Source organism: Salinicoccus kekensis, assembly GCF_900220995.1.
Taxonomy (GTDB): Bacteria; Bacillota; Bacilli; order Staphylococcales; family Salinicoccaceae; genus Lacicoccus; species Lacicoccus kekensis.
The window spans coordinates 112496-133836 of the sequence record NZ_OBQF01000001.1; the positions used below are offsets into that span (position 1 = coordinate 112496).

Below are 21341 nucleotides of genomic sequence, written 5' to 3' on the forward strand. Positions count from 1 at the left end.
TTATCTGTACTCTATATATACCCAGGGCCTCCTGCAGTAAACATGGAGATCAAAAAAATTTTCAAATAAAATCATGAGGCCGCACACATATGCAGCCGCTTGTATAATGCAATATTCCTGTATTTCTACTATAATGGTGAGGGACTGAGGTGAACTGGATGTTTAAAAAATTGAGAAGTCAGAGTGAAGTGCATATCAGCCTGCTGCTCGGCTTATTCTTCATAATATTAGGTGTTTTCATTTTATTTAATACCGGAAGGATACGGGGTGCTGCAGAAGGCAGTCCTGTGGATGAATCGGAGATCGATACGATATGGGATCTGTTCAATGCTTTCTTCCTTGAAGTGACGAACATGCTGTCGATCCTGATCGGCAACTTCCCGATCATCGCCGGCATACTGCTCATCCTGTTCGGCGTCTTCATGTTCAAGGTCGGCAAGACGGTCAGGGACACGACGAGGTATGATGGGATGCTGTCTTTCTTCTTCCTTGGGCTTGCGTTGTTTTTATTCATCATTACAACCATATTGATGATGCAGGTCTATGGCTGGTGGGCGATTTTATTCTTCATCGCATTCATGGTCCATCTGCTTTACAACATCTACAATGAATATTTGAACCCGAAGCACCGGAAAGAGCATTACATGATCATCATGTTCTTCTACGGCGTGGCGTATTTCTTCACGCAGAATGCCGTATATTCGAACATCGAGGATGCACTGAACCCGACGGATGTCCTCAGCATCAACATGTTCTTCGCCCTCGTGCTGGTGCTCGCACTGATGGCGCTGTGGGTGGGGGTCTTTTTATCCAAATCCAAAAACCTGCTCAAAAAACCGAAAACGAAAAGTGAAGAAGAATTATCCAGAAGTTCGAAGCGCGGCATAAGCAAACTGAATCCGAACCAATATCTCGGGTTCTCGGAGAAGATGTACCAGTTCAGGAACCGTTTGCTCAACCGCACGAAGGACTTCCTCGAAATCGGGATCCCGGGATGGCTCAAGGTCAATTACCTCGAGCTGTTGCTCGGCCTGCTCGTCCTCGTATTCATCGGGGTGGAATTCAACAACAGGCAGGGTGTATTCACGGAAGGCTATTTCAGGCTGTCGCAGATGAGCTATCTGTATGAATGGATCAACCTGTTCCTGACGCTTGTGCTGGCACTTCTCTACCTGTACTTCACCGTCATGAACCTGTGGAAGAACATCTACTACAACAGGCAGATGATCGTCATCATCGCGCTGTGGCTGAAGCTTACGGTGAGCCTGTTCATCACCGTCTTCCACGAGGTGGAGCTCTCGCTCTTCATCCTGCCGTTCAACATCGTACTGGTGGTGCTCACGACACCGCTTGTATTATTCAGCATCTTTAAAGAATTCAATGGAGGGACTGCAAATGACAGAAATAAAAAAGCAAAAACTTGAAGGCCGCATCGATAACCCGGATGTAAAGGAACGCATCCATCAGGTGATCGAAGATTACGAGGAGAAACAGCCGGGGAGTGCGGCACCCGTCCTCCTCGGCTTCTCCTCCGATGAAGGCGTCAAGCGCAATAAAGGTCATGCCGGCGCAGCGGAAGGGCCGTTCAAAGTCCGCGAGAAGCTTGCGGGCCTGCCGTATACTGAGGAGATCTACGATTACGGCACCGTGATGGGGACAGAAGACCTCGAGACCTCGCAGCATGCCCTCGGATCTGCAGCTGCGGAAATCCTCGGAAACGGTGATTTCCCGCTCATCATCGGCGGCGGGCATGAGACGCTCTACGGGCATTATCTCGGTGTCAGGGAAGCATACCCCGATGCGAAGATCGCGGTGCTGAACTTCGATGCGCATTTCGACCTCCGGATCGAGAATCAGGCGACGTCCGGGACGATGTTCTATCAAATACTGACGCAGGACACGGACGTCGACTATTATGTGCTCGGCATCCAGGAAAGCGGCAACACGGGCACGCTTTTTGACACGGCGGATGCGCTCAACGTGAACTATGCGAAGCTCGGCGAGATGCGGAGTTCGCCGAAGGTCACCGGCTACATGTTCAAGGCGCTTGAAAGCTATGACTTCGTCTTTGCGACGCTGTGCATGGACTCGATCGCAACAGCCTATGCGCCGGGCGTCAGCATGTCGCTGCCGAACGGTTTCACATCAATGGAGATACACGACCTGATCGAACGGCTTGCGGGCGTCGAAAACCTCGCAAGCTTCGACATCAGCGAGACGGCACCGCCGCTTGATCAGGGTGACCGGACGAGTGCGCTCGCCGCAAGCCTGCTACACAAATTCCTCATTACAAAGGATGCTTTCAGATGAATGTCATACAATTGAAAAAAGGTGCAGAGAAACCTTTCCATAATGGTAAACTGAATATCAACGAAGAAGATTTGAGCGACTCCGTCTTTTTGAAGGACGGCGAAGTGGTCGAACTGACCGATTACCTCGGCGGGTTCATCGGTTATGCGATGATGAGCTTCGAACAGAGGACACACGGCTGGATCCTTTCGCACGACAAGGATACACCTATAGATGAAGCATTCATCAGGGAAAAGATCACCGGGGCGATCGAGGATCGGACGCCGCTTTACAACCAGGAGGATACGGATGTCTTCCGCATCTTCAATGAAATCGGCGACGGCATCGGCGGGTTGTCCATCGACAATTTCAACGGGCACCTGCTCATCACCTATTATTCCGCAGGAATCTACAAGATCCGCAATCTGGTCGTCCAGGTGCTGATAGAGGCACTCTCGCCGGACTCGATCACTGAGCAGACGAGATTTTCAATCGACGGCCGTATGCAGATTGAAAACAACCACGTGACGGGCAATGTGCCGGAGAAGATCGTGGTGACCGAGAGCGGCATGCGCTTCAACGTTCATCTGAAGACCGGCCCGATGACCGGGTTGTTCCTGGATCAGCGCGAGACGCGGAAGACGCTCCTCAACAATAAAAGATCTCATAACGAGACGTTCCTGAACCTCTTCTCATACAGCGGCTCCTTTTCAGTCGCGGCCGCCATGGCCGGCATGTCGACGACGAGCGTGGACCTCGCGGGAAGGACGACGGAACTCGTCACGGACAACTTCAATGTGAACGATCTTCCGCTCGACAACCACCATATACACATTATGGATACTTTTGAATACCTCAAATATGCGGCGAGGAAGAACCAGCAGTTCGATGTCATACTGATCGACCCGCCGAGCTTCAGCCGGAACAAGAAGAAATTCTTCAAGGTCGGGCGCGACTATCCGCAGCTGATCCGCGAAGCGGTTAAGATATTGAAACCCGGCGGCGAACTGATCTTAAGCCAGAACCTGGAGACGTTCACACTGAATCAGTTCAAAAAACAGATCGATGAGACGATGAACGGACTCGGCATCCGTTACACCCTGAAGGATGTCAAGGGGCTGCCGAAGGACTTCAAAACGACCAAAGGCTACAAGAGCGGCAAGTACTTGAAAATCGTCACGATAAAGCTTGCCAACGATTAGAAAACAGGGATTTGGGTATTGTAAACACTAGATAAGTATTCTTATGGAGAGAGGGTTATTTATGGTTCAATATCAAATCACTGAGCAGAATCTGAAGCAGAAACAGGAAGAGGCGCAGGAGCTGGTCAAGAAAAAAGCGAGGACCTCAGCCATCGCTGCGATCCTTCCGATCCCGTTCCTTGATGTCGGCACAGATATGAAGCTGATGAAGGATATCTACGGCGAGATCGAGGAAATCTTCGAGGTGGATCATGATGATGTGTCCACGACGAGTGATGATCTCATGACACGTGCCTGGGTGATGGGGACCAGCATCGGCAGTGAGTTGATGCGGAAAAACGTCACCCCGTTCGTCTTCCGCATATTCAGCAAAAAGCAGAAGTTCAGCAGGTTCGGCCTGGTGACGCTCCTCGGCAATGTGCTCGGGGCGGGGGTCAGCTACTTCCTGATGAAGAAACTCGGCGATGACCATATCGAACATGTGGTGGAACATCTAAGGAATCAGGCCGCCTGACCCTTAGGACATTCTTGTTGGCATTTGTCCCGTCCAAGGTGATAAAATCATATTAAGCAATGCTGTAAACACAATCAATTCATTTCACGACAAAAAGGAGATAATCAGCAATGGAGCAAAAATCATATTTCATAACAGACGAAACAGGTATACATGCAAGGCCCGCAACCATCCTCGTACAGACGGCATCCAAGTTTGATTCGGATCTGCAGCTGGAGTACAACGGCAAGAAAGTCAACCTGAAATCAATCATGGGTGTCATGTCACTCGGAGTGGGCAAAGATTCGGAAGTCACTGTCTATGCAGACGGGAATGATGAAGAAGAAGCACTGCAGGCAGTGACGGATACTCTTAGCAAAGAGGGGCTGACTGGCTGATGTCAAAAATACTGAAAGGGATCGGCGCAAGTGACGGCATTGCGATTTCAAAAGCCTACTCACTCGTCGAACCCGACCTGAATTTCACCGAAACTTCAATCGACGGCAGTGCATCGGCAGATGAAGTGCAGAAATTCAAAAATGGCCTCCACGAGACGAAAGTGGAGGTCACCAAAATCCGCAACCATGCAGAAGAGACCGTAGGACCCGAGCATGCTGCGATTTTCGAAGCACACCTCATGGTCCTCGATGATCCGGAATTCATCGGCCCGATCGAAGGGAAGATCACCGGCGGGCTGAGTGCACCGCAGGCACTCGTCGAGGTGCGCGACCAGTATTTGAAGACTTTTGAAGAGATGGATAACGAATACATGAAGGAGCGTGCAGCGGACATCAAAGATGTCTCGAAGCGCCTGCTTGCACATCTGCTCGGACGTGCACTGCCGGATCCGGCATCGATTGATGAGGAAGTCATCATCATTGCCGATGACCTGACGCCTTCCGACACCGCCCAGCTCGACAAGCGCTTCGTCAAAGGTTTTGTGACGAACGCAGGCGGCCGTACATCGCATTCGGCAATCATGGCACGCTCCCTTGAGATCCCGGCGGTCGTCGGCACCAAAGAGGTGACGGCTTCAGTCAACGACGGTGATATCGTGATCGTCGACGGCACCGCCGGAGACGTCATCGCCGGGGCGGATGAAAAGGAGATCAAGGCTTACGAGCTGAAGACGGACGAGCTGAAGCGCGAGCGCGAAACCCTGCTTGAATTAAAAGATGATGATACGAAGACGCAGGACGGCATCACGGTCGAACTCGGCGCGAACATCGGTACGCCGGACGACGTGGAAGGCGTGCTTGATAACGGTGCAGAAGGCATCGGGCTGTTCCGCACCGAGTTCCTCTACATGGGGCGCGACAAGCTGCCGACTGAAGACGAGCAGTATGAAGCGTATAAGACCGTGCTTGAAAAGATGGACGATAAACCTGTCATCGTCAGGACGATCGACATCGGCGGCGACAAGGAAGTGCCGGCCCTCGACATGCCGAAGGAGCTCAATCCTTTCCTCGGCTACAGAGCCATCCGTATGGCCCTCGGCAATAAAGAACTCTTCAGGACCCAGCTGCGTGCACTGCTCCGTGCAAGTGTACACGGCAACCTGAAGATCATGTTCCCGATGATCGCAACCATCCAGGAATTCGAAGAGGCGAAAGCACTGCTCATCGAATGCAGGGATGAACTGAAGGCGGACAAGGTGGACGTCAGGGATGATATAGAGACAGGCATCATGGTGGAAATCCCGTCCGCTGCCATCCTTGCGGATGAATTCGCAAAAGTGGTGGATTTCTTCAGCATCGGTACAAACGACCTGATCCAGTACACATTCGCTGCAGACAGGATGAATGAGAACGTATCCTATCTGTACCAGCCTTACCACCCGGCATTGCTGCGGCTGATCGACAACGTCGTGAAAGCCGCACACCGCGAGGACAAATGGGTCGGGATGTGCGGTGAGATGGCGGGGGATCCGACTGCCATGCCACTCCTCATCGGCCTCGGAATCGATGAACTTTCAATGAGTGCAGGCAGTGTGCTGAAAGCACGCAGCCAGATCAAAAACCTTAAAAAGACGGATATGGAGCATCTGGTTGAAGCGGCACTCCGTTCACCGGATTCAGATACGGTGACCGCACTTGTCAAAGAGTATACCGAACGTCTGTAATGTGCATACGGCACATGAATTTCACGCTGTCCGACTGTGAATTTTCATGTGCCTTTTTTTATTTTACCGTATCGGCATCCATATTTTGGCGGTGTTGAATTGTCTTTTATTTTATTGAACATTTTTTCACAATATTGTCATGGATGAGAATTGAAATCCGGTGATTTGGATATATAATGAGGGATACGGATATAAGGAGTGATAAAAGTGGATGATGTTCTATTAGGACGCATAATAACGGCGAGTACACTCAGTTTCCACATAATCTTCGCCACTTTGGGTGTCGGCATACCAATCGTTATTATGGTCATGGAATTTTTGGGTATTAAAAATAAAGACTCCCAGTATATGACTATGGCAAGACGGATTGCCAAAGGATTCACCGTAACGATCGCAGTCGGGGTCGTGACGGGGACCATCATCGGCCTGCAGCTGTCGCTGATATGGCCGGACTTCATGAGGCTCGGCGGACAGCTCATCGCACTGCCTCTGTTCATGGAAACATTTGCGTTTTTCTTTGAAGCTATATTCCTGGGTATTTTCCTATATACATGGAACCGGTTCAAAAACCCTTGGCATCACTGGTTATTGAACATTCCAATCGTCATCGGTTCAACTTTGTCGGCGGTGTTCATCACATCTGTGAACTCATTCATGAATACGCCTGCCGGATTCGATTTGGCCGAAGACGCATTCGTCAACGTCGACCCGATTGCGGCGATGTTCAACCCGTCGGTCTACGTGAGGGTCTTCCACGTCGTGGCAACGGCCTATATGACCGCAGCATTCATACTTGCATCAATTGCAGCATTCAAGCTGATTAAAAATAAATTCAAAAAAGACCGCGAATATCATATGAAGGGTCTGAAAGTGACGATGGCCATCGGCCTTGTCATGAGTTTACTTACAATAGTCGCAGGAGACTTCTCAGCGAAATTCCTCCACAATGAGCAGCCGGAAAAACTGGCCGCGATGGAGTGGCATTTCGAGACTGAGCCTTATGCCGATCTGGTCCTGTTCGGCGTGCTTGATGAAGAGACACAGGAAGTGAATTACGCGCTGAGGATCCCGTGGGCGCTCAGCTTCCTGTCGGGCAACTCCTTTGATACGGAGGTGACCGGTCTGAATGACATACCGGAAGAAGAACATCCGCCCATGGTCATCCATTATTTCTTTGACCTGATGGTGTTCTTCGGGATGTATGCCTTCGGCGTCTCGGTGATCTACTTCATCGTCAAGAAGTTCACCCGCTTTAACGAACACCATCCGGCGCTGCTGTATGCCTACTTCCTGACCGGACCGCTGTCCATGATGGCGATCGAGGCAGGCTGGTTCCTGGCGGAGATGGGGCGTCAGCCATGGATCATACGGGGTTATATGCGGGTGGCGGAAGCCGTCACCAATGCGGATGGACTCGGCCTCGTGCTGATTGCATTCATCATCCTGTACATCATACTCGGATTCACATGTGCCTATGTACTGATCAAGATGTTCAACAACAGTTCGGCGGAAGCTTCGCGTGCGGAATATTACGGTGAGGGAGTGGATGCCAAATGATGGATCTGAATTATGAATTGATCGGAATCACGGTGCTCTGGACTTTCCTGTACGGCTATATCATCGTTGCGGCGATCGATTTCGGGGCCGGGTTCTTCAACTACTATGCGATAGAGACAGGCCAGCACCGGACGGTCAGCCATATCATCCAGCGCTATTTGAGCCCGGTCTGGGAAGTGACGAACGTATTCTTCGTGTTCTTCTTCGTGGGCATCGTCGGATTCTATCCGGACACCGCGTACTATCTCGGGACCACGCTGTTGATACCGGGGAGCATCGCACTGATCCTCCTCGCGATACGCGGAAGCTACTATGCATTCAACGCGAGTGCGACGAAACCGCGTAAATCCTGGGCGTTCCTGTACGGGGTGACGGGGCTTCTGATCCCGGCATCACTGTCGGTGGTGCTGGTGATCTCGGAAGGCGGATATATATACGAGGACGGCGACGGGGTGCAGCTGAACATACAGGAGCTGTTCTTCAGTTCCTATGCATGGACGATCGTGTTCCTTGCGATCATCCTTGTATTGTATATCTCCAGCGGATTCCTGACGTACTATGCATCAAAGGCGAAAAATAAAGACGCCATGGAGACGTTCAGGAACTGGTTTCTGATCTGGTCGCTGCCGATGCTTGTGATCAGCCAGTTCACTTTCCTGAGCCTCAGGGAGCACAACTATGAGCACTTCCAGTCGGCACAGGATTACTGGTATTTATTCGGCCTGAGCCTGCTTGCGATGATCATCGCGGTCTTCCTGATCTGGAAGAAGCGGAACTTCGGCCTTGCATTCATCATGATCATGCTGCAGTTCGGATTTGCGTTTTACGGCTACGGCATCAGCAAGCTGCCGTATATACTGTATCCTTACATTGACATCAACACGAGCGTCGTGAACGAAGCGATGGCATTCAGCCTGACGGTTGCCTTCGTCCTCGGCCTGCTGCTGCTCATACCGAGCCTCATACTCCTCCTCAGGCTCTTCATCTTCAATGCGGAGTATGTGGAAGGGAAGAATGAGGAAGGATACTGATTGAAGTGATACAAGCCGCACCTCAAATTTGAGGTGCGGCTTTTTCATTTATATGTTGAATTCTGCAGTGAGAAGTTTATTATATGAATTATGATATGAAGAGCGGGGGAGTCGGAAATGAAGAAGGAATTTGCGGTGATCGGACTTGGCAGGTTCGGCGGCAGCATAGTCGAGGAACTGAATGAACTGGATGCCAATGTGCTGGCGATCGACAGGGATGCCGAGCGGGTGAGGGATTTCCAGGATATCGCAACCGAATCGGTGATCGCCGATACGACGGAGGAATCTGTCCTGAGAGATCTCGGGCTCAGGAATTTCGACCATGTCATCGTGGCGATCGGCGACAACATCCAGTCGAGCATACTGACGACACTGCTGCTTAAGGATATCGGCGTCAAGAGTGTGACGGTGAAAGCCCAGAGCACATATCATGCGCGGGTGCTCGAAAAGATCGGTGCGGATTATGTCGTCCATCCCGAGCGCGACATGGGACGCCGCATCGCACATAAGATGATGTCGAGCTCAGTATTGGATTATATCGAACTGAGCAATGAATATTCAGTCGTGGAGTACCTTGCCGGAAAAAAACTCGCCGGACGTTCGATTCTCGAACTGGATATCCGCGCAGTCTATGGCATCAGCATCATCGCGATTAAGCGGGGGACCGACATACTCGTCTCCCCGGATCCGAACCTCGAGATCGAGCGGGATGATATACTGATCGCCATCGGCGAGGACAGTGATCTCACCGCCTTTGAGAAAAAGATGATGGATTAGGGATTTATTTATATGGAGAGATGAGAGGCTGGTGTGACCAGTCTCTTTTTTGTCGTGAGGTCGGTGTGGCCGGGCAATGCTGTTCAGTTATGGCTTTTGGCAGTCGTAACTAAACGCTAGCGGGCTCTAAACGTTTAGTTATGAGATTTTTCAGGATTAACTAAACACCACCAGCTACCAAACGTTTAGTTACGGGATATTCCAGCCTCAACTAAACACTACCGGGTCCTAAACGTTTAGTTACAAGATATTCCAGCCTCAACTAAACACTTGCGGGTCGCAAACGTTTAGTTACGACATTTTCCGACCTTAACTAAACACCACCAGCGCCCCCGCACCACCAGCACATAAAAAAGCCGGGACAAAAGTCCCGGCTTCATGCTTATTTATTTCTTCTGAAGTTTCTCGTCATTGACCCTCATGATCATCGGAAGGATCATCGGGCTGCGTTTGGTCTTTCTGTAAAGGTGCTGGCTGAGTTCTTCGATGATGACCTGTTTGACGTTGAACCATTCGACTTTATCCTTCGATTCAAGGAGTTTATTGACGTCGTCCTTGATCTTCTTCTCTGCACTGCGGATCAGTCCGTAGGATTCGCGCATGTAGACGAAGCCGCGGGAGATGATGTCCGGTCCGCTGAGGAGCTGTTTATTCTTGAAGTCGATGGAGACGACGACGATCGCGAGTCCTTCTTCTGACAAGTCCTTGCGGTCGCGCAGGACGATGTTGCCGATGTCCCCGATGCCGATGCCGTCGACGAAGACGGTGCCGGCCTGGACGCGGTGGCTCTTGCGTGCCGAATCCTTGGTCATCGCAAGCACATCGCCGAGTTCCATCAGGAATACGTCCTCCTCCGCCATGCCTGTTGAGACGGCGAGGTCCTTATGGAGCTTCAGCATCCGGTACTCGCCGTGGATCGGCATGAAGTACTTCGGCCTGATGAGGCGAAGCATGAGTTTCTGCTCCTCCTGGGAACCGTGGCCCGACGTATGGATGTTGGACAGGCGGCCGTGGATGACGTCCGCGCCTGCTTTAAAGAGCGAGTTGATCGTGCGGTTGACGCTCAATGTGTTGCCCGGGATCGGTGATGAACTGAATATTACCGTGTCATCAGGGATGATGCTGATCTGACGGTGCGTGCCGTTCGCGATCCTTGAAAGGGCGGCCATCGGCTCACCCTGGGAACCTGTGCACAGTATCATGACTTTGTGCTTTTCGATCTTGTTGATCATCTTCGGCTCGATGAACGTCTCAGGCGGCGCCTTGATGTAGCCGAGCTCGGTGCCGATCCTGATGTTGTTCTCCATGCTGCGTCCGAAGATGCATATTTTACGGTCGAGCTTCACAGCGGCGTCGATCGCCTGCTGCACACGGTATATATTCGATGCGAATGTCGCAAAGATGATCCTGCCCGTGCATTTCCTGAAGATGTCCTCGACGTTCTGGCCGACCGCTTTTTCACTGATCGTGAAGTTCGGGACGGTCGCATTCGTCGAATCCGACAAGAGGCACAATACGCCTTCTTCACCGAGCTGTGCCATCTTCGCGATGTTTGCAGGCTCTCCGACGGGTGTGAAGTCGAATTTGAAGTCACCGGTGTGGACGATGTTGCCTTCCGGTGTCCTGACGACGACGCCGTACGCTTCCGGTATGGAGTGCGTGACGAGGAAGAAGTCGACGGTCATGGTGCCGAAGTCGAGTACGGTATCCTCCTGGACTTCATGCAGTTCCGCCGTACGCAGCAAACGATGCTCTTCCAATTTGTTGCGTATCAGCCCGAGTGCGAGCGGGCCGGAATATATCGGTACGTTCAGCTCTTTCAATAAATACGGTATGCCGCCGATGTGGTCCTCATGTCCATGTGTGACGACGAGCGCTTTGATCTTATGTTTGTTCTCGATCAGATAGCTGTAGTCGGGTATGACATAGTCGATCCCGAGCTGCTCGTCATCCGGGAACTTGATCCCGGCGTCGATGATGATGATTTCGTCTTTGTATTCGACGCAGTAGGTGTTCTTGCCGATTTCACCAAGACCGCCCAGCGCGAATACGCCGACTTCCTGTTTTTCAAGTGCCATTATAAATTCTCCACCTTAAATTGTGAATTGTTTTCTTTTTCGTAATTCAGGTGAGCATCGCTGAGTTCCTCGATGAATTCGATGTTGTAGCCGGAGTCGTTTAAAATCCTCCGCACTTCCGTTTCTGACTCGGCTTCGAAATACTTTGTGAACGTGTCTTCACGGATGATGCGGTCTGTCAGGTTTTCCTGGTAAAACACTTTGAATACTGCCATTTCCATTTCTCCTTTTTATATATATATTGGTTTTTATTATCATCAAAAAAATTGTGCTCAATATAAGTTAAGCACAATTTTAGGATTAATCTTTCTTCCTGAATTCACTGCCTAATAAACTTCTTCTCCCAGGGATGCGTCCCGGCCACTCTGCATCTCCAGCGTAACCGTCACGTCAGGATGGCCACATCCCCCATATACACTTATTTTTATTCTACAATATAGACGACCGGCATGCAAAGACTTTATAATGGAAGTGAATGGAGGGAAGCATGTGAAAGCACAAGACTTATTGAAGCGGATCATGATGGAGTCGGAACGCGAAGACCGTGAGTTCAGCCGTCTCGAGTTCAATGTCCGTGACAGGGGCGTCGTCATGAACTACGAATACTCGGACGGGACAGGCACGGGGGACATCCACCGGCCGAGGCACGTCAAGGATCCTGAAGTGTTGGACCTGGAGACGTTCGATGAACTGAAGCCATTGCTCTATGAAAAAAACATCCCGTTCAAGGAACGCCGGGATGATTTCCTGTAAAACCCGTGGATTCACGGGTTTTTTTATTATTCCAATGGTTTTGCGCCGATTTTCGGATCGTTCGGGAAATCCTTGTCGATGTGGTCATAGAATAATATGCCGTCGAGATGGTCGAGTTCATGCTGGAGTATGACAGCAAGATACCCTTTCGCCTTGATCTCGATCGGTTTCCCGTCGATCGTCGTCGCTGTGATGCGCACCCGCTGGTACCGGTGGACGAGCCCCTCATATTCCTCATCGATGCTCAAGCACCCCTCGCCGCCCGGCAGGTATGTCTCGGTCACCGAATGGCTCTTCACTTTCGGGTTGATCAGCATATAATCGTATTCCGCTTCGCCTTCTTCATTCTCCACATAAATGGCGAGCATCCTCTTATCGAGGCCGATCTGGGGTGCGGCGATGCCGACGCCCGGTCGCAGACCGTACTTCTCCGCGGTCTCCGGATTTTGGGAGTTGATGAGGTATTCCCTCATTTCTTCCAGCTGTGAAATGGTTTCTTCGTCTATATCAGTAATCTCAGAGGCCTTCTTCCTTAAGACCGGATCCGGATCACGTACGATGTCTTTCATTGTTAACACGGTAAACCCTCCTGTTTTTGTGTAGGAATATTTATAGTATACTATAAATGGACATGATAGATAACATCTGGTGACTATTTAAAATGGATAATGTGGGGGATTTTTAATGAGGAAGATTGCCGGCTCCATGATCGCAGGTTTGATCTTTATACTTGGCGCATGCAGCAGTGAAATGGATGAACTGGAAGACTTCTATACTGATTTCCAGGAAACGCTTGAAATTGAAGAGGAGATCCGTGACATCAGCAGTGACTACAATGCACTCGAAAATGAGCGGGGACAGATTCAGGACAACTTATCGACGGCGGAACGCAGTGAATTGACGGATATGGGCGAGGCACTTGAAACGAATACCGAAGAACGTCTCGAACTGATCAGGGCTGAAGAGGCGGTCATGGCGGAGTCTGAGGAGAAAGCGGCTGAAGCGGCGGAAGGTATCGAGGACATCGATAACGAAGAATACCGCCAGCATGCCGAGGGGCTGATCACCGCAGCCGATGAACGCTATGATGTGCACGACGACCTGATGAATGTGTTCGGGAGGGTGCTGGATAAGGAGATGGGGCTGTTTGAACACCTGCAGTCCGAAGAGTTGAGCCAGGACACCATCGACGACCGCATCAACACCCTGAACGAAGAATATGAAGCGCTTACAGAAACCCAGGACGAGTTTGCGACGGCCACGGAAAGGCTAAATGAAGTAAAGAATGAAGTTTACAGCATCTTTGCGGAATAAAATGCCCGTGTCATATAACAGATTTTTCTGTTCTGACTTTGTAAGCGCTTTGCATCAATGTTTGTATCAATCTGTTTCACATCCGCTTAATTTACTGTTATAACAGGGTGTGATAAAATCTTATATAAATGGTTAGTGAATAACCACTAAATTGTGAAAGGTTCGGTGAACATTCAATGGCATCTAAAAAAGGATTCGATCCTGTAAAAACATTGGAAGAGATCGAAGAAAAATTTGAAATGTACCAGATTCTGGACGAAAAAGGGGAAATAGTGAACAAGGAGGACATGCCCGACTTATCGAACGATGAACTCGTCGAGCTGATGAGGCGCATGGTCTGGACACGTGTCCTGGATCAGCGTTCAATCTCGCTGAACAGACAGGGCCGCCTCGGCTTCTATGCACCGACTGCCGGTCAGGAAGCATCACAGATCGCAAGCCAGTACGCCCTTGAAAAAGAGGACTACATCCTCCCGGGCTACAGGGATGTACCGCAGCTGATCTGGCACGGCCTTCCGTTGACACAGGCTTTCCTGTTCTCACGCGGCCACTTCAAAGGGAACCAGTTCCCGGAAGGTGTAAACGCTTTAAGCCCGCAGATCATCATCGGGGCGCAGTTCGTGCAGACGGCAGGCGTCGCACTCGGACTGAAGAAACGCGGCAAGAAATCCGTGGCCATCACTTATACGGGCGACGGCGGATCTTCACAGGGTGACTTCTATGAAGGCATCAACTTTGCAAGCGCTTATCTCGCGCCGGCGATCTTCGTCATCCAGAACAACCATTATGCAATCTCCACCCCGCGCGACCTGCAGACGAATGCCAAAACACTGGCGCAGAAATCAGTTTCAGTCGGCATACCGGGTGTGCTCGTCGACGGCATGGACCCGCTTGCTGTATATAAAGTGACGAAAGACGCGAGGGACCGCGCCGTGGACGGTGAAGGCCCGACGCTGATCGAAATGCTCTGCTACCGTTACGGTCCGCATACGATGGCCGGGGACGACCCGACACGCTACCGTACATCCGATGAGGACTCCGAATGGGAGAAGAAGGACCCGCTCGTCCGCTTCCGCAAGTTCCTTGAATCAAAGGACCTCTGGAGCGAAGAGAAAGAGAACGAGGTAATGGAGCAGGCGAAAGAGGATGTCAAAAAAGCGATCAAAGAGGCGGATGCGACAGGTAAACAGACTGTCACCCAGCTGATGGAGATCATGTATGACGAGATGCCGCAAAATCTTGAAGAACAGTACGAAGTCTACAAAGAAAAGGAGTCGAAATAGATAATGGCTGAAAAGACGATGATTCAGGCGATCACAGAAGCGATGGCCACTGAACTTAAAAATGATGAAAATGTCCTTGTCTTCGGTGAGGACGTCGGCGTCAACGGCGGTGTCTTCCGTGCGACTGAAGGCCTGCAGAAAGAATTCGGCGAAGAACGCGTATTCGATACGCCGCTTGCCGAAAGTGCCCTCGTATCGATGGGCCTCGGCCTGACGCTGGAAGGGTACCGTCCCGTCATGGAAATCCAGTTCTTCGGATTCGTATTCGAGGCGATGGACGGGGTTGCAGGTCAGATCGCAAGGCACCGCTACCGTTCAGGTGCATCAAAACCGACACCGGTCGTCATCCGTGCACCATTCGGCGGCGGCGTCCACACGCCTGAAATGCACGCGGATTCACTGGAAGGCCTGATGGCACAGACGCCGGGCTTGAAAGTGGTCATCCCTTCCAACCCTGCAGATGCGAAAGGTCTCCTGATCTCAGCGATACGTTCGGATGATCCGGTGGTCTTCCTTGAGCATATGAAACTGTACCGCTCCTTCCGTGAAGAAGTGCCGGAAGAGGATTATACGGTTGAAATCGGCAAGGCGAAAGTGAAGCGGGAAGGCACGGACATCACCCTGATCGCATATGGTGCGATGGTGCAGGAATCCCTGAAGGCTGCAGAAGCGCTTGAAGAGGATGGGATCTCCGCAGAGGTGATCGACCTCCGTACGGTGTCCCCTGTGGATTATGACACCCTGGTCGAATCGGTTGAAAAGACGAACCGCGCGGTGGTCGTGCAGGAAGCACAGCGCCAGGCCGGAATTGCAGCGAACGTTGCAGCCGAACTGTCCGAACGCGTGATTCTAAGCCTCGAGTCACCGATCAAGCGGGTGACGGCACCGGATACGGTCTATCCTTTCACACAGGCGGAGGAAGTATGGCTGCCGAACAAGGACGATATCATTGAAACTGCCAAAGAAGTGTATAATTTCTAATATAAACACATTCAAAAAGGAGGAGTTACAGTGGCTTTTGAATTTAAACTGCCTGATATCGGCGAGGGCATCCACGAAGGTGAGATAGCGAAGTGGATGGTCGCCGAAGGCGATGAAATCAAAGAAGACGACGTACTCGCTGAAATCCAGAACGATAAAGCACTTGTCGAAATACCGTCACCGGTTGACGGCACGATCAAAAAGCTTCATATTGAAGAAGGTGAAGTGACGACCGTGGGCACTGTCATCGTGACGATCGATGACGGTTCCGAAGACAGCGGCGAGTCCGAAGCATCAGAAGAAGAAAGCTCCAAAGAAAAAAGCGCCAAAGAAGAAAGTTCTGAAGAGGAAGAAAAGAAAGACGACTCCAAAAAGGAAGAAGCCGAGCCGGAAGCAGAAGGCGGGGACGATTCCGAAGAGCAGGAAGATGGAAAAGAAGAAGAACCTTCAGGCGGCCGTGTGATCGCGATGCCGTCGGTGCGGAAGTTTGCCCGTGAAGAAGGCATCGATATCAGCCAGGTGAGCGGTTCGGGTAAAAACGGCCGTGTGACGAAGGAAGATATCGAAGCATTCAAGAGCGGCGATGCGCCGGCAGAATCCGGAGAAGAAGCGGCTTCCGAAGAGGCACCACAGGAAGAGGCACAAGCAGCAGCCGCTTCAGCGGACGAATCCCTTGAAACACGGGAGAAAATGTCCGGCATGAGGAAAGCGATCGCCAAAGCCATGGTGAATTCCAAACAGACTTCACCTCACGTGACGCATCTTGATGAAGTCGTAGTAGATGAACTGTGGGATCACCGCAAGAAATTCAAGGAGATCGCTGCAGAGCAGGGTGTCAAACTCACTTTCCTCCCTTATGTGGTCAAAGCGGTGGTATCGGCACTGAAGAAATTCCCGGAACTGAACACTTCCATCGACAGCGAATCAATGGAGGTCATCCAGAAGCACTACTACAACATCGGCATCGCAGCGGACACCGAGCGTGGCCTCGTCGTCCCGGTCATCAAAGATGCCGACAAGAAGTCGATGTTCGAAATCTCGGATGAAATCAACCAGCTTGCTGAAAAAGCCCGCGACGGCAAATTGTCCGGCGACGAGATGAAGGGCGGCTCAATGTCGATCTCAAACCTCGGTTCTGCAGGCGGAGCCCACTTCACCCCGGTCATCAACCAGCCTGAAGTGGCAATCCTTGGAATCGGGCGCATCGAGGAAAAAGCGATCGTCAGGGACGGTCAGGTTGTACCGGCACGTGTTCTTGCGTTATCATTGAGCTATGACCATAGACAGGTTGATGGCATGAAAGCTCAAACTGCTTTAAATCATATCAAGAGATTATTGAATAATCCGGAATTATTACTGATGGAGGGATAATTGGAATGGTAGTTGGAGATTTTCCTATTGAAACAGATACAGTTGTAGTTGGTGCAGGTCCTGGAGGTTATGTTGCGGCAATACGTGCAGCACAGTTGGGACAGAAAGTGACGATCGTCGAGAAGAACGCATGGGGAGGCGTATGCCTGAACGTCGGATGTATTCCGTCGAAAGCAGTCATCTCATCCTCACACCGTTTCCAGGAAGCGCAGAATTCCGAGGAGATGGGCATCAAAGTTGAAAATGTCAGCCTTGATTTCTCCAAAGTGCAGTCCTTCAAGCAAAGTGTCGTCGACAAACTTGTCGGCGGTGTCGAAGGTCTTCTGAAAGGCAACAAAGTCGACATGGTCAAAGGTGAAGCTTACTTCGTCGACAACAACACGATGAAAGTCATGGACGATAAGCAGTCCCAGACTTACAAGTTCAAAAATGCAATCATCGCGACAGGTTCACGTCCGATTGAAATCCCAGGCTTCAAGTTCGGCGAGCGCATCATCGATTCAACAGGTGCACTTGACCTTCAAGAGAAACCTGAGAAGCTGATCGTCATCGGCGGCGGCTACATCGGTACGGAACTCGGCACGGCTTATGCGAACTTCGGCACTGAAGTGACGATCCTCGAAGGCCAAAAAGACATCCTCGGCGGATTTGAAAAGCGCATGACTGCGCTCGTCAAACGTAACCTCAAGAAAAAAGGTGCTAAAATCGTCACTCAGGCGATGGCGAAATCTGCTGAAGAAACTGAAAACGGTGTGAAGGTCACTTATGAAGCCAAAGGTGAAACACACGAAGTCGAAGCGGACTACGTGCTCGTCACTGTCGGCCGTAAACCGAACACTGAAGAAATCGGCCTTGAAGAGCTCGGCATCAAAAAGACGGACCGCGGGCTGATCGAAGTCGATAAGCAGTCAAGGACTTCCATCGACAACATCTACGCGATCGGTGATATCGTTGAAGGTCTTCCGCTTGCACACAAAGCAAGCTACGAAGGCAAGATCGCCGCTGAAGCGATTGCAGGCGAGAAGTCTGAAGTCGACTACATCGGCATGCCGGCAGTATGCTTCACCGAGCCTGAACTGGCGACGGTCGGATTCAACGAAGCGGATGCCAAGGAAGAGGGCTATGAAGTCGTCACAGGCCAGTTCCCATTCGGTGCAAACGGACGTGCACTCGGTCTGAACAAATCAGACGGTTTCGTAAAAGTCGTTGCACGTAAAGAAGACGGCCTCGTACTTGGTGCGCAGATCGCAGGTGACGGTGCTTCCGACATCATCGCAGAACTCGGACTTGCCGTCGAGACTGGTATCACTCTGGAAGATATCGCTCTGACGATCCATGCACACCCGACTTTAGGTGAGATCCCTATGGAAGCGGCTGAAGTTGCACTGGGCAGACCGATCCACTCCATGTAATGTAAAGTTCAAGGCGTCTTTATGACGCCTTTTATTTTTGATTTTTATGAGGTGATTGAAGATGGCACAGGAATACAGTTATCCGTTGGATACCGACTGGACGACGGATGAAGTCGTCAAAGTCGTTGAATTTTTCGAAGCGGTGGAATACGGCCATGATGAAGGGATTGCAGCGGCGGAACTTAAACGGCGCTACAGGGCCTTCAAGGAGGTCGTACCTTCGAAGAGCGGGGAGAAGACGCTTTTCAGGGAATTCAAGGAGCAGAGCGGCCTCGAGTCCTACACCCTGGTCAGACAGCTGAAAGACGCCGGCGACCAGGATATCATCAGGGCGTGACTGCTGCGGATTGCGCATTTGATATCTGCGGTTTAAAATATATAATGCAGAACATTTGTGATTAAATTATATTATCACGGGTAATGGTTTAAAGAAGTGATTTTAAAAGACATATTTACAGGAGGTCGCTATGGCTAGACGAGAATACACACAGACTGTACGGCCGGTGAGCCGTATTGCAGAAAAGATATTCGGTTGGCTGGCATGGATCGGATTACTTATCATCGCAGGATTCCTGTTATTTTTCTCACTGGTGACGGTGAACGATCAGGCATTCCTTGATGAAATCAACATGATCGCCCAGGAACAGATAGAAATGCAGAATCTTGACGGTGTGAGCGCAGAAGAAATGTCCCAGATGATGATCGGGATCCTGAACAGCTTCTGGATGTTCGCACTGTACCTGGCACTGCCGCTGATACTCGGCCTGTTCGGGCTGTTGACCATGAGACGCCGCATTTTAGCAGGATTCCTCCTGCTGCTTGCCGGGCTGTTGTCAGCACCGCTTGTACTGGGTGTGATTACAGGACTTATACCGTTATTCTTCATCATTGCAGCGATCCTTTTATTCGTCAGGAAGGATGAAGTGATCACAAGCGATGACCTGGAGCCGCTTGATGAAGGACGCGGCGGGATAAGGGACCGCTCTGAAGACCCGAACGCGGGACCTGTAAGATACGACCGTGATCTTGATGACCGCGGAAAACAGAGCGATTATGCGCGCCACCAGGAGTATGAACGCGAGCGTGAATATGAAACCGACCGCAGCAGGGGCAGGGACAGAGATGATGTCCGGACCGACCGCGACTACAGGGACGACAACAGGAGTGACCGTCGGAGCGACATTGAGGAAACCCGCCAGTTCAACAAGATAAGCGAAGGCGACCATTACACGGAGACGAAGGAGAACGACCGCTTCGTGGACGGCAACATCGATTCCGAAAGCACGGTGGAACCTGTGACTGAAGAGGAATATAAGCGCACGCACGGCATCGCCGTCGATGATGACCGCAGCCGTTCCGGACGTGATAAGGACTACGGCTATGAAAAGGACGCAGCGACAGAGCGCCGCCAGAACGTGGACCGCCGCAACAATGATGATTACAGATGATGAATGAGCCCGCCATGTGCGGGCTTTTTTTATTTGCCGCCCAATCAGTGCAATTAGTTACAAAAAAGTCTGCATGATTTGTAATCGGTACCAATACGATGAAATCAGACTCCATATGACTGCTCCGACCGTTGGAAAGATGGAAAGATTCTAAAAATTAAAAAATAAGGCTATTGTCTTCCCTGAAAATTTGTTATCATAAGTGCTATTAAATGAATATACATAGAATGGGGTCTTCAGTTATGAATGCATTAATTCGTTTCAGCCAGTTCGTGGGCAGCACTTTCGCGGTATGGGCACTCGTCTTTGCGGTTCTCGCGTTTGTTTTACCGGAAGGGTTCACCTGGATCGCGCCGTACATTTCGATACTGCTTGGAATCATCATGTTCGGCATGGGACTCACTTTGAAGCTCAGTGACTTCAAGCAGGTCGTCAAGGCGCCGAAGCCGGTCCTTGTGACTGTGCTCGCGCAGTATACGATCATGCCGCTCATCTCGATATTACTGGTATGGGCATTCCAGCTGCCGGCAGAAATCGCGATCGGTGTGATACTGGTCGGGTGTACACCGGGCGGGACGTCATCCAACGTCATGACTTTCCTTGCCAAAGGCAACGTCGCAGTCTCCATTGCGGCGACATCCATCTCCACACTGCTTGCACCGGTCATCACGCCGATGCTGACACTGCTCCTTGCGAGTGCACTGCTGCCGGTGTCGTTCATGGCGATGTTCATCTCCATAGTGCAGATCGTATTGATACCGGTCGTACTGGGCATATTCGTCAACTATCTGCTCGGTGAACGCGTGGAAAAAGTGGTGGGTGTTTTACCATTGGTGTCGGTTATTGGTATAATCGGTGTAATTGCAGCCGTCGTCTCGACGAACGTCCAGAACATCATCGAGACCGGACTGCTGATATTTGCAGTCGTCATCCTGCATAACCTGCTCGGTTATGCTGCAGGCTTCCTGCTCGGCAAAGTGCTGAACTTCAAAGTACAGGACCAGAAAGCGGTCTCCATCGAAGTGGGCATGCAGAACTCAGGGCTTGCGGCGACGCTTGCGACCGCGCATTTTTCACCGATCGCAGCAGTTCCGGGTGCGATTTTCTCGGTATGGCACAACATATCAGGGTCACTCGTCGCAAACTGGATGAGTAAAATCAAGAATGATGAAGAAGGTACAGATGCACAAAAAGAAACAGGACAGACAGAAGAAATAATCACTTAAAAAG

Annotated in this window: 21 protein-coding genes; 18 read left to right on the plus strand and 3 right to left on the minus strand. The window is 50.9% G+C overall.

Annotated features, from left to right (window positions below; all coding sequences use genetic code 11):
• Positions 1–158 precede the first annotated feature (158 nt).
• From auxA to CRN96_RS00545, 9 genes are all read left to right on the plus strand, one after another.
• Positions 159–1424: a lipoteichoic acid stability factor AuxA gene (auxA, locus tag CRN96_RS00505; protein WP_097038066.1), complete on the plus strand. Its 1266-nt coding sequence runs from the start codon at positions 159–161 to the stop codon at positions 1422–1424.
• The gene (hutG, locus tag CRN96_RS00510; protein WP_097038067.1) at positions 1396–2310 is read left to right on the plus strand and encodes a formimidoylglutamase; all 915 of its coding nucleotides are present in this window, start codon (positions 1396–1398) and stop codon (positions 2308–2310) included. The genes auxA and hutG overlap by 29 nt, the downstream gene beginning before the upstream one ends.
• Positions 2307–3491 (plus strand): class I SAM-dependent rRNA methyltransferase, encoded by a 1185-nt coding sequence (locus CRN96_RS00515; protein WP_097038068.1) that lies wholly within the window; start codon positions 2307–2309, stop codon positions 3489–3491. Before hutG ends, CRN96_RS00515 begins: the two co-directional genes overlap by 4 nt.
• A gap of 61 nt (positions 3492–3552) precedes the next feature.
• Positions 3553–4005: a hypothetical protein gene (locus tag CRN96_RS00520; RefSeq protein WP_097038069.1), complete on the plus strand. Its 453-nt coding sequence runs from the start codon at positions 3553–3555 to the stop codon at positions 4003–4005.
• A gap of 110 nt (positions 4006–4115) precedes the next feature.
• Positions 4116–4382 (plus strand): phosphocarrier protein HPr, encoded by a 267-nt coding sequence (locus tag CRN96_RS00525; protein ID WP_097038070.1) that lies wholly within the window; start codon positions 4116–4118, stop codon positions 4380–4382.
• Positions 4382–6106: a phosphoenolpyruvate--protein phosphotransferase gene (gene ptsP, locus CRN96_RS00530; protein ID WP_097038071.1), complete on the plus strand. Its 1725-nt coding sequence runs from the start codon at positions 4382–4384 to the stop codon at positions 6104–6106. Before CRN96_RS00525 ends, ptsP begins: the two co-directional genes overlap by 1 nt.
• 207 nt (positions 6107–6313) lie before the next feature.
• Positions 6314–7663 carry a cytochrome ubiquinol oxidase subunit I gene (locus CRN96_RS00535; protein ID WP_097038072.1) on the plus strand — a complete coding sequence of 450 codons (1350 nt, stop codon included), beginning with the start codon at positions 6314–6316 and terminating at the stop codon, positions 7661–7663.
• Between the two features lie 5 nt (positions 7664–7668).
• Positions 7669–8694 carry a cytochrome d ubiquinol oxidase subunit II gene (locus CRN96_RS00540; protein WP_097039615.1) on the plus strand — a complete coding sequence of 342 codons (1026 nt, stop codon included), beginning with the start codon at positions 7669–7671 and terminating at the stop codon, positions 8692–8694.
• A 117-nt stretch (positions 8695–8811) separates the two neighbouring features.
• Positions 8812–9471 (plus strand): potassium channel family protein, encoded by a 660-nt coding sequence (locus CRN96_RS00545; protein ID WP_097038073.1) that lies wholly within the window; start codon positions 8812–8814, stop codon positions 9469–9471.
• 386 nt (positions 9472–9857) lie between these two features.
• Here CRN96_RS00545 and rnjA read toward each other — a convergent pair whose 3' ends face one another.
• Positions 9858–11552 carry a ribonuclease J1 gene (rnjA, locus tag CRN96_RS00550; protein WP_425442504.1) on the minus strand — a complete coding sequence of 565 codons (1695 nt, stop codon included), beginning with the start codon at positions 11550–11552 and terminating at the stop codon, positions 9858–9860.
• Positions 11549–11764: a DNA-dependent RNA polymerase subunit epsilon gene (locus CRN96_RS00555; protein ID WP_097038075.1), complete on the minus strand. Its 216-nt coding sequence runs from the start codon at positions 11762–11764 to the stop codon at positions 11549–11551. Before CRN96_RS00555 ends, rnjA begins: the two co-directional genes overlap by 4 nt.
• A gap of 274 nt (positions 11765–12038) precedes the next feature.
• Between CRN96_RS00555 and CRN96_RS00560 the strand changes: the two genes are divergently transcribed.
• Positions 12039–12302, plus strand: coding sequence for a hypothetical protein (locus CRN96_RS00560; RefSeq protein WP_097038076.1), 264 nt, complete (start codon positions 12039–12041; stop codon positions 12300–12302).
• Positions 12303–12328: 26 nt separating this feature from the next.
• Here the strand turns inward: CRN96_RS00560 and def are convergent, their stop codons facing one another.
• Entirely contained in the window at positions 12329–12880 is a 552-nt protein-coding gene (gene def / locus CRN96_RS00565; RefSeq protein WP_097038078.1) for a peptide deformylase, read from the minus strand.
• Between the two features lie 106 nt (positions 12881–12986).
• Between def and CRN96_RS00570 the strand changes: the two genes are divergently transcribed.
• From CRN96_RS00570 to CRN96_RS00605, 8 genes are all read left to right on the plus strand, one after another.
• On the plus strand, positions 12987–13616 hold the full coding sequence (locus CRN96_RS00570; protein WP_097038079.1) for a YkyA family protein: 630 nt from the start codon (positions 12987–12989) through the stop codon (positions 13614–13616).
• Positions 13617–13792: 176 nt separating this feature from the next.
• A complete protein-coding gene (gene pdhA / locus CRN96_RS00575; protein ID WP_097038081.1) occupies positions 13793–14899 on the plus strand; it encodes a pyruvate dehydrogenase (acetyl-transferring) E1 component subunit alpha in 1107 nt (368 codons plus the stop codon).
• Positions 14900–14902: 3 nt separating this feature from the next.
• A complete protein-coding gene (locus CRN96_RS00580) occupies positions 14903–15880 on the plus strand; it encodes an alpha-ketoacid dehydrogenase subunit beta (RefSeq protein WP_097038083.1) in 978 nt (325 codons plus the stop codon).
• A 30-nt stretch (positions 15881–15910) separates the two neighbouring features.
• Entirely contained in the window at positions 15911–17251 is a 1341-nt protein-coding gene (locus tag CRN96_RS00585; RefSeq protein WP_097038085.1) for a dihydrolipoamide acetyltransferase family protein, read from the plus strand.
• 5 nt (positions 17252–17256) lie between these two features.
• Positions 17257–18663, plus strand: coding sequence for a dihydrolipoyl dehydrogenase (lpdA, locus tag CRN96_RS00590; protein WP_097038087.1), 1407 nt, complete (start codon positions 17257–17259; stop codon positions 18661–18663).
• Positions 18664–18724: 61 nt separating this feature from the next.
• Positions 18725–19000 (plus strand): UPF0223 family protein, encoded by a 276-nt coding sequence (locus CRN96_RS00595; RefSeq protein WP_097038089.1) that lies wholly within the window; start codon positions 18725–18727, stop codon positions 18998–19000.
• A 130-nt stretch (positions 19001–19130) separates the two neighbouring features.
• Positions 19131–20111: a DUF4064 domain-containing protein gene (locus CRN96_RS00600; protein WP_097038091.1), complete on the plus strand. Its 981-nt coding sequence runs from the start codon at positions 19131–19133 to the stop codon at positions 20109–20111.
• 242 nt (positions 20112–20353) lie between these two features.
• A complete protein-coding gene (locus CRN96_RS00605; protein WP_097038092.1) occupies positions 20354–21337 on the plus strand; it encodes a bile acid:sodium symporter family protein in 984 nt (327 codons plus the stop codon).
• Positions 21338–21341 lie beyond the last annotated feature (4 nt).